This is a genomic window from Streptomyces sp. NPDC027962 (assembly GCF_055566095.1).
In genome coordinates, this window is record NZ_JBVHTA010000012.1 from 53,709 (window position 1) to 66,659 (window position 12,951).

At 71.7% G+C, this 12,951-nt stretch carries 13 protein-coding genes; 9 read left to right on the forward strand and 4 right to left on the reverse strand.

Translation table 11 applies throughout. The features are described 5' to 3' along the window. The first annotated feature begins 2 nt into the window (after positions 1-2). Complete coding sequence (locus ACZ4SA_RS14010) at positions 3-512, forward strand: GbsR/MarR family transcriptional regulator (protein WP_468273630.1); 510 nt, start codon at positions 3-5, stop codon at positions 510-512. Positions 513-694: 182 nt separating this feature from the next. On the opposite strand, the gene ACZ4SA_RS14015 is transcribed toward ACZ4SA_RS14010, so the two are convergent. Continuing rightward, the gene (locus tag ACZ4SA_RS14015; protein WP_468273632.1) at positions 695-1,510 is read right to left on the reverse strand and encodes a diacylglycerol kinase; all 816 of its coding nucleotides are present in this window, start codon (positions 1,508-1,510) and stop codon (positions 695-697) included. Positions 1,511-1,663: 153 nt separating this feature from the next. Here ACZ4SA_RS14015 and ACZ4SA_RS14020 point away from each other — a divergent pair, with 153 nt between their 5' ends. From ACZ4SA_RS14020 to ACZ4SA_RS14055, 8 genes are all read left to right on the forward strand, one after another. Continuing rightward, on the forward strand, positions 1,664-2,947 hold the full coding sequence (locus ACZ4SA_RS14020; RefSeq protein WP_403857372.1) for an adenylosuccinate synthase: 1,284 nt from the start codon (positions 1,664-1,666) through the stop codon (positions 2,945-2,947). Positions 2,948-3,271: 324 nt separating this feature from the next. Beyond that, complete coding sequence (locus ACZ4SA_RS14025) at positions 3,272-4,054, forward strand: hypothetical protein (protein WP_468273636.1); 783 nt, start codon at positions 3,272-3,274, stop codon at positions 4,052-4,054. Between the two features lie 92 nt (positions 4,055-4,146). After that, positions 4,147-4,857 (forward strand): Scr1 family TA system antitoxin-like transcriptional regulator, encoded by a 711-nt coding sequence (locus ACZ4SA_RS14030; RefSeq protein WP_468273639.1) that lies wholly within the window; start codon positions 4,147-4,149, stop codon positions 4,855-4,857. Between the two features lie 185 nt (positions 4,858-5,042). After that, a complete protein-coding gene (locus ACZ4SA_RS14035; RefSeq protein WP_468273642.1) occupies positions 5,043-5,396 on the forward strand; it encodes a DUF6247 family protein in 354 nt (117 codons plus the stop codon). Beyond that, a complete protein-coding gene (locus ACZ4SA_RS14040; protein WP_468273644.1) occupies positions 5,393-5,656 on the forward strand; it encodes a hypothetical protein in 264 nt (87 codons plus the stop codon). The genes ACZ4SA_RS14035 and ACZ4SA_RS14040 overlap by 4 nt, the downstream gene beginning before the upstream one ends. Positions 5,657-5,756: 100 nt before the next feature. Then, positions 5,757-5,918 (forward strand): hypothetical protein, encoded by a 162-nt coding sequence (locus ACZ4SA_RS14045; RefSeq protein WP_468273646.1) that lies wholly within the window; start codon positions 5,757-5,759, stop codon positions 5,916-5,918. 464 nt (positions 5,919-6,382) lie between these two features. Then, positions 6,383-8,182, forward strand: a complete 1,800-nt coding sequence (locus ACZ4SA_RS14050) for a serine/threonine-protein kinase (protein WP_468273649.1) — start codon at positions 6,383-6,385, stop codon at positions 8,180-8,182. A 395-nt stretch (positions 8,183-8,577) separates the two neighbouring features. After that, on the forward strand, positions 8,578-9,939 hold the full coding sequence (locus ACZ4SA_RS14055) for a S1 family peptidase (RefSeq protein WP_468273652.1): 1,362 nt from the start codon (positions 8,578-8,580) through the stop codon (positions 9,937-9,939). 23 nt (positions 9,940-9,962) lie between these two features. Here the strand turns inward: ACZ4SA_RS14055 and ACZ4SA_RS14060 are convergent, their stop codons facing one another. From ACZ4SA_RS14060 to ACZ4SA_RS14070, 3 genes are all read right to left on the reverse strand, one after another. Continuing rightward, the gene (locus ACZ4SA_RS14060) at positions 9,963-11,651 is read right to left on the reverse strand and encodes a serine/threonine-protein kinase (RefSeq protein WP_468273655.1); all 1,689 of its coding nucleotides are present in this window, start codon (positions 11,649-11,651) and stop codon (positions 9,963-9,965) included. Positions 11,652-11,764: 113 nt separating this feature from the next. Continuing rightward, complete coding sequence (locus ACZ4SA_RS14065) at positions 11,765-12,265, reverse strand: MarR family winged helix-turn-helix transcriptional regulator (RefSeq protein WP_468273657.1); 501 nt, start codon at positions 12,263-12,265, stop codon at positions 11,765-11,767. After that, positions 12,262-12,855: a DJ-1/PfpI family protein gene (locus tag ACZ4SA_RS14070; RefSeq protein WP_468273659.1), complete on the reverse strand. Its 594-nt coding sequence runs from the start codon at positions 12,853-12,855 to the stop codon at positions 12,262-12,264. The genes ACZ4SA_RS14065 and ACZ4SA_RS14070 overlap by 4 nt, the downstream gene beginning before the upstream one ends. Positions 12,856-12,951: the final 96 nt, after the last annotated feature.

A 12,951-nucleotide genomic window follows, 5' to 3' on the forward strand; every position in this document is an offset into this window, starting at 1 on the left:
CGGTGGGGACTGAACAGGCCGCGACAGCGCAGCAGCTGCGCGACGAGGACGCGGTGTCGGCCTTCGTGGAGCGATTCGCCGCCCAGCTCGTCGAGGCGGGCATGCCCCGGATGCCGTCCCGTGTCTTCGCCGCCCTCCTCGCCTCCGACGCCGGCGTCATGACCTCGGCAGAACTGGGCGAGGCGCTCCAGGTCAGCCCCGCCGCCGTCTCCGGCGCGATCCGGTACCTCGCCCAGGTCAACATGGTCACCCGCGAGCGCGAACCGGGCTCACGCCGCGAGCGCTACCGCGTGCACAGCAACCAGTGGTACGAGGCGCTGACCAACCGTGACCAGATCCTCAAACGCTGGGAAGGCACCCTGCGGGACGGCGTGGCGAGCCTCGGCCCCGAGACGGGGGCCGGCCGCCGGATGGCCGAGACGCTGGAGTTCTTCCAGTTCCTGGAGAAGGAGCTCGCGTCCCTCATGGAACGCTGGCGCCAACACCGCGACCGGCTCTACGGCGAGTCCTGACCTGTGCGGAGCCGGTTCGGACGGCGTCAGCCCGCCGTCGGAGCCGCTTCGGACGGCGTCAGCCCGCCGTCGGAGCCGCTTCGGATGGCGTCAGCCCGCCGTCGGAGCCGCTTCGGATGGCGTCAGCCCGCCGTCGGAACCGCTTCGGACGCGTCAGCCTGCCGGACGAGCGACCGGCTGTATCAGCCGGCCGGAGAGGTGACCGGCAGCGTCAGCCCCCAGGCCCCCGCACGCACCGTCCACGTCCGCGTCCGGACCGGGCCCGTGACGTGGGTGTCGGCCCGGTAGCGGAAGTCCGGGCCGGAGACCGTGAGCGAGCGGGCGTTCGCCCGTAGCGGTTCCTCGGCCGATCCGTGCCGGACGACGACCTCCGCGCGGCCGCCGAGCCCGGCCCGCACGGTCACGTCCTCCACCGGACGGTCGAGGTCGGTCAGCACGACGCCGTCCGCCTCGACCCGCAGCCGGTGCGTACGGACCGGAGCGGTCGTGGGGGCGGGTCGCACGAGCGTGCGGACCAGGGAGCGGGCCGTGGTCCACACCGACGCCACCTCCGCACGCGGCGTCGTCCGGCGGGCCACTGGGATCGACAGGTCGCCCAGCACCACCCCGTCGCTTTCGTCCACCAGAAGGTCCAGCCGCCGTGGGCTGCCGTCCAGCACGGCCCTGGCCGCAGCGACCGCCCCGGCGGGCACGCCGAGCGAGTGCGCGAGCCCTACCGAGGCGCCCACCGGGACCAGCGCGAGCACCCCGTCACCCAGCCAGCGGTCACGGTGCAGCAGGGACACGGCCCGCAGCAGCGCCCGGTCGTCCCCCACCACCACCGGCCTGCGGGAACCTCTCCGGGCCAGCGCCCGGGCGAACTCCTCCGGCCCCTGGGGGAAACAGATTTTCGCCTCCGACCCGCCGCACAGCACATCCTTCGCAATGCGCACGGACTCGCCGTCCATTCGGCGGGCGACCGGGTCGATGACCACCAGCAGCTGGTCGTGAGCCGACACCTCGGTCCTTCCTCGGGTAGCATCTTTGTGCAAGAGCCCCTTGCGCTATTGCGCCAGGGGCTTCGTCTATTCCGGGGCAACCTGTCCCAGGACTCAGGCACGGCTCCAGCCCCCTGACCTTGGTCTTGCCCCGCCCGGAAGGGGTGTACGCCTGTGCCCGCACTTGTGCTGCTCGGTGCTCAGTGGGGTGACGAAGGCAAGGGAAAGGCCACCGACCTGCTCGGTGGATCAGTCGATTATGTAGTGCGTTACCAGGGCGGCAACAACGCCGGCCACACGGTCGTCGTCGGCGACCAGAAGTATGCGCTGCATCTGCTCCCTTCCGGAATCCTCTCGCCCGGATGTACTCCGGTCATCGGCAACGGCGTCGTCGTGGACCCGGCGGTTCTGCTCTCCGAGCTGAGCGGGCTGAACGACCGCGGTGTCGACACGTCGAAGCTTCTGATCAGCGGAAACGCCCATCTGATCACCCCGTACAACGTCACCGTCGACAAGGTGACGGAACGGTTCCTTGGTAAGCGCAAGATCGGCACCACGGGGCGGGGCATCGGCCCGACGTACGCCGACAAGATCAACCGGGTCGGCATCCGAGTCCAGGACCTCTACGACGAGTCGATCCTGATGCAGAAGGTCGAGGCTGCCCTCGACACGAAGAACCAGCTGCTGACGAAGGTCTTCAACCGCCGTGCGATCGAGGCGGAGAAGATCGTCGAGGAGATGCTCCAGTACGCGGAGCAGATCCGGCCGTACGTCGCCGACACCACGCTGATCCTGAACAACGCCATCGACGAGGGCAAGGTCGTCCTCTTCGAGGGCGGCCAGGGCACCCTCCTCGACGTCGACCACGGCACGTACCCCTTCGTCACCTCCTCCAACCCGACCGCGGGCGGCGCCTGCACCGGCGCGGGCGTCGGCCCGACGAAGATCAGCCGGGTCATCGGCATCCTCAAGGCGTACACGACCCGCGTCGGCGCGGGCCCGTTCCCGACCGAGCTGTTCGACGAGGACGGCGAGGCACTGCGCCGCATCGGCGGCGAGCGCGGTGTCACCACCGGCCGCGACCGCCGCTGCGGCTGGTTCGACGCGGTCATCGCCCGCTACGCGACCCGCGTCAACGGCCTGACCGACTTCTTCCTCACCAAGCTGGACGTGCTCACCGGCTGGGAGCAGATCCCGGTCTGCGTCGCGTACGAGATCGACGGCAAGCGCGTCGAGGAGCTGCCGTACTCGCAGACCGACTTCCACCACGCGAAGCCGGTGTACGAGATGCTGCCGGGCTGGTCCGAGGACATCACCAAGGCGAAGACCTTCGCAGACCTGCCGAAGAACGCGCAGGACTACGTGAAGGCTCTGGAGGACATGTCCGGCGCCCCGATCTCGGCGATCGGCGTCGGCCCCGGCCGGACCGAGACGATCGAGATCAACTCGTTCCTGTAGGCCTGCCGGGCAGGACGGACACGGTGCGAGGCCCCGGACGCGAATCGGCGTCCGGGGCCTTCGCGTCGGTTCCCGCCGGGGGGAGTCAGTGGGTGGGCGGGTGTCCTCGCCCGAGGGTGCCGGTCCCGACCGCCGGCGTCCGCCTGACGGCCGGCGGGCCGGGCCCCGCGGTGACCCACGAGTGACGGCCGAGGTCCGTCGGCGTACGAGGCGGGCAGGGGCCTCTCCCCGCCGTGCACACGGCTGGTTAGGCTGCGTGTTCCGAATGTTCACGCCGGCGCCGAGGCGGGAGCACTGCCGAGGCCGGTTCAGGGGTGAAGACACATGGCGGATCGCCAGACGACCCAGTTGCTCGACAGCATGCGGCGGGGCATGCCGTTCGAGTTCACAACCAAGATGTCGATGACGAAGCGGCTCGCGACGCTGGTGTGCGTCGCCGAGCTGTTCGGCTACCAGTACGCCGGGGCCCGGCAGGAGGTCTTCTCCATCAAGCTGGCCTTCACTCCCGACCCGAGCCCGCAGGCGCAGGCGCGTGCCGCGCAGTACTGGCCGTACGCACCCCGTATCCCCGAGATCCCGCAGCAGGTGCTGGAACTCAACAAGAAGCGGGTTCTGTTCGACCTGAGCAGCAGAGCCGCGCTGCTGAGGCGGCTGCCGGTCATCGGGATCGCGCTCCTGCTCGCGAGCCTGCGCCCGCTCGGCTCCCTGAGTGACAGTCCTGGCCTGGCTCTCGGCTACGTGTGCTTCCTCGCCGCGATCGCCGGCCTCGGCGTCTGGTTCAACTTCGCGCGCCACAAGAGGGCCGGCGCACACCTCGAGGCCGCGGGTTTCGTGCGTCACGAGCCCTCCCCCGGCCAGGTCTCCTACCTCCCGCCCGGCAGCCTGCCGCCCGCCCAGTGGCACGAGCCGCAGCAGTACGGGCCCGGCCCGCAGCAGGGGTACGCCCAGCAGCCCTACGGCGGGCCGCAGCCTCCGTACCCGGCGCCGCAGCACCACCAACCCCAGCCCTACGCCCAGCAGCCCCCGGCCCAGCCCCCGTACGGCCAGCAGCCCCCGGCCCAGCCCCCGTACGGTCACCAACCCTACGGCGGTCAGCCGCCGCAGTGAGGCACGGCGGCGGCGGGCTGTGGTCGGTCCGTTGCCGTGCAAGGCATCGAAGTCAAGCGTAATTGGCCCAGCCTCAGTCAAGGAGACGCCTCGTGGCTGTCAGAAAGCCGTCCACGGAAAGGCAGCGTCGTCTCGGTTCGGAGCTCCGCAGGATGCGTGAGCACATCGGCATGTCGATCAACGAAGCGGCCGTCGTGCACCGCACCGATCGGACGACGGTGAGCAACACCGAGTCGGCCCGGTCCGGTGTGAGTAGTGACCGGGTGCGGGTCTGGGCCGCCAACTACCGCTGCCCTGACGCGAGATACGTTGACGCGCTGGCCGAGATGGCCAGGGAGCGCGGGGCGAACTGGTGGGACGAGTACCGAGATGCCCTCCCCGCAGGGCTGCTGGACATCGCAGAGATGGAGCACCACGCGGCGGCCCTGCGGTCAGCGCAGAACATGCACATGCCCGGCGTGCTCCAGACCGCCGACTACATGCGCGGCATCTTCGCCGAAGCGGTCCCGACGATGGACCCCACAGATCTCGATCGCCACGTCGAGTTTCGCGTGAGGCGCGCTGAGCTGCTTGACCGTCCTGAGCCGCCCCCGTGCGAGTTCCTGATTCACGAGACGGCGTTGCGGATGAGCTTCGGCGGTCGGAAGGTGCTGCGCAAGCCGGGACGGCGCCTTCAACGCGGATCTTCCGCTGCGGGTCACACCCGCCGAGGCGGAGGTCCTCCACGCGCAGCTCTGCTACGCCCTGGACGACGAGTCGACGCCCGCGATCACCCCCGCGTCCGCCCTCCCCGACTGTCGTAAGCCCGCAGAGGGCGGCGGTCGGGGCCACCGTCCGTAGGCGTGGACCGGTGACCTGTGTGGGCGACGCGGACCTGATCGTGTCGCCCACACGCTCCTCACTCACCCCGTGCCCACCGCAGACCCGGCACCGGGCGGGTACTGTCGAGGAACGCAGCAACGTCCACCATCGAACCGGGAGCACGACCGTGACCGCACTGCCCGCGGATCCACAGGCCGGCGAGCCGCTCATTCCCATGCCTGCTCTCACCCCGGACGCCCTGCGTGCCGCTGTCGAGAAGCTGACGCCCAGTCGCATGCCGGCGTTCGTCCGCGATCTTGTCGAAGCGACCACCAGCGCTCAGGAGCTCCAGTCTCTCGCGCCGTTGCGTACCTTCGTCCGCACGTGGGGTGTGTTCGTCGCGGTCCAGCGGTACCCCGCGCGAGCGGCACGGCTGCGCCACCTGGAAGAGCTGGTCAGCGCCGGCGAGGCGGACCCGGTCGACGCCATCGCGGAGATCAGAAGGATCCACGCGGACGCGGAGGTCGAGGCCGGGCTGTGACCGACTGGAAGTGGGACTACAACCCGAGCGAGGAGTATCTGACCGACGGACTTCCCGTCGGAGTGATCGCCGAGGTGGAGCGGATCGCCACCGAACTCGCGGCGCTGGGACGCGATGCCGAGCATGCCGGCAGCAGACCGGAGGAGCAGCCAGGGGGGCTGAGGAACTTCCCGATCTTCGGTGGACGCGGCTTCATCCAGTTCCTCGCCGTGCCCCGGCATGAATGTGTCTACGTCTGCAGCATCGTCTGGAACGGGTGAAGGCATCGCTGCCAGACGGCGCGAATTGAGCGCCCGTCCGCACCCCTGACGCACAATGGACCCTCACACGTTCACCGTGACGCAGGGGAGGGCGCGGCGGATGGCTGTTGGCGTGGTCGGCGGGGAGCTCGGCGAGCGGGGTGGGGCGGAACGGCAGCTGCTGGAGCACCTCAAGGCGGTGGACTTGCAGCACATCGAAGGCGCCCGCCTGAAGAACGCCGGCGAACGCGACGACCACCGGCATGTGCTGCTCGAACGGTGACTGCGGGCCGCGATCCGCCGGACGTCACCCTGGATGACGGGCGACACCGCCGGAGAGCCGCCGGCTGAAGGCCGAGCTCGATGACCTGGGCCGCCGGGTCTGGATGGGTGACCTCATGCACCAGGCGGGCAGCCCGGAGCGCGCGCCGTGCGCGTGACGGAGTGGGCACCTTCGCAGAAGGCATCATCCCGTGCCGAGGCCTGGCCGGGGACTCTGCGGACGGTACGGCCTCGACGTTCGAGGTCGACTCGTCCCTGCAGGGCATCCGCGGGACACTGGTAGACCCCGAGGGGCAGATCCGCGGCGAGGGCCGAGCGTCTTCGCCGCGGGTTCGCGTCGGGGGTTCTTCCGTGCCCGGACGCACCGGTGACCCGGCCGGGGCCCGGCCGCCCGGAGCGGCGGGCCTCGTGGCCGGTTTTCCGGGCCGTCGGAGAGCTGTCACCCGGTTCCTTTATGCTCCCGCCATGAGCGACGGGGGCCCCGCAAGACGGGTGATCGACGGCCGGTTCGAGCTGGAGGGGCGGCTCGGCGGCGGTGGGATGGGGACGGTCTGGCGGGCGCGGGACGTCGTGCTGGACCGGGCCGTGGCGCTCAAGGAGGTGCGGCCGCCCGATCCGGGGCTCGCCGAGTACGACCCGGAAGCCGCCCGGATGCTGAGAGCCCGGGTGTTGCGGGAGGCTCGGGCGCTGGCCAGGGTGGACCACCCGGCCGTAGTGACCATCCATCACATCGTGGACGGCGGCACCGACACCTACCCCTGGCTCGTCATGGAGCTGGTGACCGGCGGCTCGCTCGCCGACCGGCTGGCCAGGGGGCCGATGGCCCCCGCCGAGGCCGCCCGGCTGGGCCGCGGGGTGCTCGCCGCCCTGCGCGCCGCGCACGACGCCGGCATCCAGCACCGGGACGTGAAGCCGGCCAACGTACTGCTGCGGCCCGACGGGCGGCCGGTGCTCACGGACTTCGGGATCGCGGCGATCCGTGACTCCACCGCGCTGACCGCGACCGGGTCCCTCATCGGCACGCCCGACTACATGGCGCCCGAAAGGGTCAGGGGCGAGGACGGTGGCCCAGGGTCCGACCTGTGGTCGCTGGCGATGATGCTGTACGTGGCCGTGGAAGGCCACCACCCCCTGCGGCGGGGCAGCACGCTCGCGACGCTGGCGGCCGCGCTCGGCGACGAGCTGCCGCCGCCGCGTCGGGCCGGACCGCTGACGGATGTGCTGAACGCCGTGCTCGTACGGGATGTGGCAGCCCGTCCCGACGCCGAGGCCGTGGACGGGATGCTGGCGTCGGTGGCGGAGGGAGCGACCGCGGCGCCTGCGGGGGCGGACGCGACCACCGCGGTGGCGGGCGGCGACGCGGCCACCACCTCGTACCGGCTGGCGCCCCCGTCGGGCGCACCCGCACCCGCGGCGCGACCGTCGGCGGGGGTGGCAGGGCAGCCCGGGGCCGGAACGGCCGCGGAAGCGGACGGCGGGTCGCTGCACGACGCCGTGCCCGGGCCGGCCCGCCCGGATCGGCGGGACGCCGGACCCGCGGCACCACAGATTCCCGGGCGGCAGCTCGACGGGAGACGCCAGATGCGGCGGCGGGTCGCCGTCGCATCGTCGCTCGCGGGTACGGCCCTGACCGCCGTGCTGGTGTGGACGCTGCTTCCGGACGGCGAGAGCGGCACCACGGGCGCCGGGGCCAAGGACCGTGAGGTTCCGTCACAGGTCGGAGTGAGCGACTCGTCCTCGCAGCCCTCCTCGCCCTCCCCCTCGGCCGCGCCACCGTCGAAGTCCGCCTCACCGCCTTCCCAGGTCGGCTCGGACAACCTGCTCACCCCGGACGCCATCCGGTCCGCGATCAAGGAGATCAAGGCGGAGACGGGCACGGACAGGGCCGGTTACCTGGCGGTGTATCCGGAGTATGTGGCCGTCTGGTCCATGGTGGAGGGCAGCGACAAGCGGTACGACACCTGGACCTACCGCCCGGGTGAGGGCATGAACAGGGGCCCCATCAGCGGCTCCCTCATGGGAGGGGACCTCCCCTTCGACCTGGACGACTTCGACTGGGACGTCCTGCCCGGCCTGGCGAAGAGAGCGGAGAAGGACTTGAAGGTCGACGAACCCACCTCCCGCTACCTGCTGGTCGACCAGGCCAACGACACCTTCGACACGCCGCTGAGACTGGCGTTCTACCTGTCCGACGACCACGGCGGCGGCTACGTCCAGGCCGACCTCGACGGGAAGGTGACCAGGGTGGTGCCGACGGAGCGCTGAGCCGTCGGCCCCACTCCTCGCCGCTCCGCTGAACCATCCCAGGGCTGCCCCTCGCACGCCTCTCACGGTGGAGGGAGCACCGTCCGGAGGGCGGGCTGTGCTCGGGTCCTGCTCCCGCGATCGGACGCCGGATGCCGGTCCGCCGTTCAGACGCCGCGGCGGCTCATGTGCGGACGGTACTCCGCCGGTTCGCCGTCCACGCTCATCCCGTACATGAGGAGACGCTCTTTGCCCTCGAAGCGGTCGGCGCGCAGGTTCTGCGTTCATTCCGTACGGGGGCGTGTCGCGGCCTCCTTGAACGCTTCGGTCCCTCGGCACGTACTGGGACGGGGGGCCTCGGCATCCGGGGCCCCACGTCACTGATGACGCCGTCCGGTACGACTTTGGGGCCGCGGATGATGCACACACGACGGAGGCGCGTACGGCGGAAGCTCCAGCGGATCGTGCGGCTGGCCGCCGCCGGCGGGCTGCTCTGCGGCGGGCTGATGGTGTCCACCGCCGCGGCCGGTGAGCCGGCCACCGATCCGCGGGCCGCCGATCCACGAGTCGCCGGGGACCCGACCGCGGGAGTGGTCTCGCGACTCGGGCCGTCCCGGACCGCGGGCAGTTGGACGGGCGCCGACGGCCGGACCGTCGTCGCGGTCACCGATGCCGACGCCGCGGAGGAAGTGCGGCGGGCCGGCGGGGAGGCCAAAGTCGTCGAGCACAGCATGGAACGGCTCCGCTCGGCCACCGAGACCCTGAGCTCCGAGCCCCGGGTGCCCGGTACCGCGTGGGCGGTCGACTACGCGTCCAACAGCATCACGGTGCGCGCCGACAGCACCGTCTCGGCCGAGGACTGGTCGCGGCTGTCCGGCTTCGCCGAACGCATCGGCGGCTTCGTCACGATGGAACGGACCCGGGGGACCTTCACCACCCGGGTGAGCGGAGGCACGCCCGTCTTCGGTTCGCAGCGCCGTTGCTCCGCCGGCTTCAACGTGACCAACGGCCAGGACACGTTCATCCTGACGGCCGGGCACTGCGGCCCCGAGCAGACCACCTGGTTCCGGGACCGCCAGGGCGACGAACTGGTGGGCACCACCACGGCGTCCAGCTTTCCCGGCGACGACTACTCCCTGGTGCGCTACGAGGACGTGAACACGCTCGACCGCACCAACGTCGTCGACATCGGCGACGGCCAGGTGGTGAACATCATCGGGGCGGGCGAAGCCTCCGTCGGCCAGCGGGTCTTCCGCCGCGGCAGCACGACCGGATTCCGTTCCGGTGAGGTGACGGCCGTCAACGCGACGGTGAACTACCCCGAGGGCACGGTCACGGGCCTGATCGAGACCACGGTCTGCGCGGAGCCCGGCGACAGCGGAGGCCCGCTGTTCTCCGAGGGGCTCGCGCTCGGCGTGACGTCGGGAGGCGACGGTGACTGCACCACCGGGGGCACGACGTACTTCCAGCCGGTGACCACCGCCATGGAGACCCTGGGGGTGAACCTGACCGGCGGGCCGCCGAACCCCGGGGGCGACGGCGGGGCAGGGAACGGGGACACCGGGTCCGGTGTCCCGCCGGACCCCGCGACCCCGCCGGGGACTTCGGGGGAGCCGAACGCGTCGCGGACGGTCACGTCGATCGTGAACTTCGGAAATCCGGCTCTGGGACTGGGCCTCATCGGCGGCAGCCTGACCTGCCTCGTGGCCGCGCGCTGGATCGTGTCGGCGCAGGAGCGCAGGGAGTACCGCAGCTTCCACGAGGCGAGCTGGGGCTGACCGGGGGCCGACGGCGGCGGGCGTCAGCCGGCCTTGGTGTAGGTGAGGGGCTCGCCGGTGGATCCGACCAGTTCGCGGACGACGGTCGTGTCGTTCGGCATGCTCAGCCGGCTCCACTGACCGGGCGCGCAGGACACACGGTCGCCGAACGTGACGGCCGTCGGGTCCAGTTCGAGGGGCGGACCCGAGGCGCGCAGGGTGGCGGACCAGCGGCAGTCGTAGTTCGGGCCCGTTCCGGTCAGCGTCATGACCTGGTCGCCCGTCGCGCCCTGGGTGATCGTCATGATCCGGATGTTGGTGCCGTCCGCCGTGTCGAAGGACGCCCGCCACGTCCCGACGTACTGCAGCGGGACGCCGCCGGAGGCCTGGGCCGTCGAGGGCGAACCGGAGGGCGTCGGCGCCGAGGTCCCTGGGGAGGCGGAGGCGGGGGAGGGCTTCGGAGAGGGCTTCGGGTCCGCGGTCGTGTTCTTGTCGTCGTCCTTCGACATGAACGCGTAGACGGAGCCGCCCGCGCCGAGCGCGACGGCCAGCGCGACCGCGATCAGGGCCACGGTCCCGCCGCGGGAGCTGCGGCGCGGGCCGGCGGCCGGGTGTGCGTACGAGCCGGGGGCCGGCGGTGCGTACGGGCCGGCGGCCGGGGGTGCGTACGGGCCGGGGTGGTCCGGCTGCGGAAAGCCGTACGCCGGCCCGTACGGAGGCGTCCGCGACGGCACCGGGTTCGGCGTCCCGGCCGGAGCGGGCGCCGGAGGCGGTGGGGGCGGGGGTGTCCGCGGCGGCGGCGCGGTCTGTGTCGGGGGCTGCACCGGTGACCGCGGCTGCTCCACCTCCAGCAACTGCACGGCATGACGCCCGAGTTGGGCGATCAGCGCCCCCGGCAGCCACGGCTCGCCGTCGGCGTCGGTGGTCGTCCGGTCCAGTATCTGCGCGAGCGTCGGCCGGGACTCGGCGTCCTTGCGCAGACAGTCGCGGATCAGATCGAGGAGCCCCTCGGGCACACCGGTCAGGTCCGGTTCCTCCTGGGCGATGCGGAACATCTGCGCATGCCCGCCGCTGTCCGCCGAGCCGAACGGAAGCCGGCCGGCGGCCGCGTAGGCGAGTACGGACCCGAGGCAGAAGATGTCGCCGGCCGCGGTGACCCGGCCGCCGCGCACCTGCTCCGGCGACATGAAGCCGGGGGAGCCGACGAGCGCGCCGGTGCGGGTCAGACCGCCGTCGGTGACCGTGTCCAGCGCGCGGGCGATGCCGAAGTCGATGACGCGCGGTCCGTCGATGGTGAGCAGGATGTTCGACGGCTTGAGGTCGCGGTGGACGAGACCTGCGCCGTGGATGTCGGTCAGCGCGTGGGCGAGCCCCGAGGCCAGCAGCCGCACACTGCGCTCGGGCAGCGGTCCGTGCCCGCCGGAGACGACGGCGTGCAGCGCCGGCCCGGCTATGTATCCGGTGGCGACCCACGGGATCAGCGCCTCCGTGTCCGCGTCCAGCACGGGCGCGGTCCACTGGCCGCCGACGCGCAGCGCGGACCGGACCTCGAGGCGGAAGCGGTTGCGGAACTCCTCCTGTTCCGCGAGCTCCTGACGTACCAGCTTGACCGCGACGGTCCGCCCGCGGTCGGAGCGCGCGAGATACACCTGCCCCATGCCGCCCGCCCCGAGCCGGGCCAGGAGCCGGTACTCCCCGATGTGTTGCGGATCCCCCGCTGCCAGCTGCTCCATCGCCGCGCGGCCCTTCCCCCCGTACCGAAATGCTCGACGGACCGAGGATAGTGCGCCTCGAAGGCCGGCCGGCGGGTCATGGCCGGGGCAGCGACGCCCGCCGAGCCGGTGCGCTACGCGTCCTCGTCCGCCTCTTCGTCCGCGCCCGCCGTCCCGCCCACACCCTCCGCCTCGATCGTGGCCATGGCCTTCGACAACTGCTCCAGCACCTGTGCGGTCTCCGCGAACCGCTCCGGTCCGAGCACCGCCAGCAGCCGGTTCGCCAGCGCGGCATGACCGGGGTCGATCTTCTTGATCGCCGCCTGCCCCTCCTCGGTGGCGTGCAGCAACTTGGCGCGCCGGTGGGCGGGGTTGGGCCGGTACTCAGCCAGACCCTGCCCGACCAGTACGTCGGCGATCCGCTGCACGCTCTGCCGCGTGATGCCCATCGTGCGGGCGATCCCGGCGACGGACTGCGGCTCGCGCAGTACGGCGCCGAGGACCTGCCAGCGTGCGGCGGTCAGTCCGGCTTCCCGGGCCAGCCCGTCGGAGACGGTGATGAACTGCCCGTTCAGTCTGAAGACGCCGAGCGCCGTGCGGGTCAGCAGTTCCTGGGGGTGGTGTGTGGGCCTCATGAGTTCAGGATCTCGAAGGCCGACGGGTCCGAGTCGTGGAACAGCCGGTACCAGGCGTCCAGCTTCTCGCCCTCGTACACCCCGAGCCGGGCGAAGACCTCGCGGGCGAAGGCGACGGGCTCGGTCGGCCCGGCGGTGATCAGGTCGCCGTCGGTGACGGCGTCCGTGTCCACGTAGTGCTCGCCGCCCTTGTAGCCCGTGGCGTCCAGATAGAACGAGACGGCGCTGGTGTGGGGCCGGTCGTCGAGCAGGCCCTCCCGGGCGAGGCCGGCGGTCGCGCCGCAGATCGCGGCGACCGGGACGTCGGCGTCGAGGAAGGTGCGCGCCGCCGAGGCGAACGGCGCGAGCTCGTCGCCCGTGTCCCACAGCTGCGCGCCGGTGAGGATCAGCAGCGCGCTGTCGGCCGGGTCCAGGTCGGCGAGCGCGAGGTCTGGCTGGATGCGGACGCCTCCCATGGTCGTGACGGGGTCGGTGGTGAGGCCGACCGTCTTCACGGTGCAGCCGTTCTGGGTGAGGTGGGCGGTGGTGTGGCCCGTCTCCCAGTCGGCGTAGGTGTCGTACACGGCCAGATGAACTGTCCTGCGGGTCATGAGGTCTCCTCGATGTCCTGCTCCGATGACAGTAGCCTGTCATGTCGACAGTATGCTGTCAATGGAGTTGGTCTCCCGTCAGGCGGCCGGAAGGCC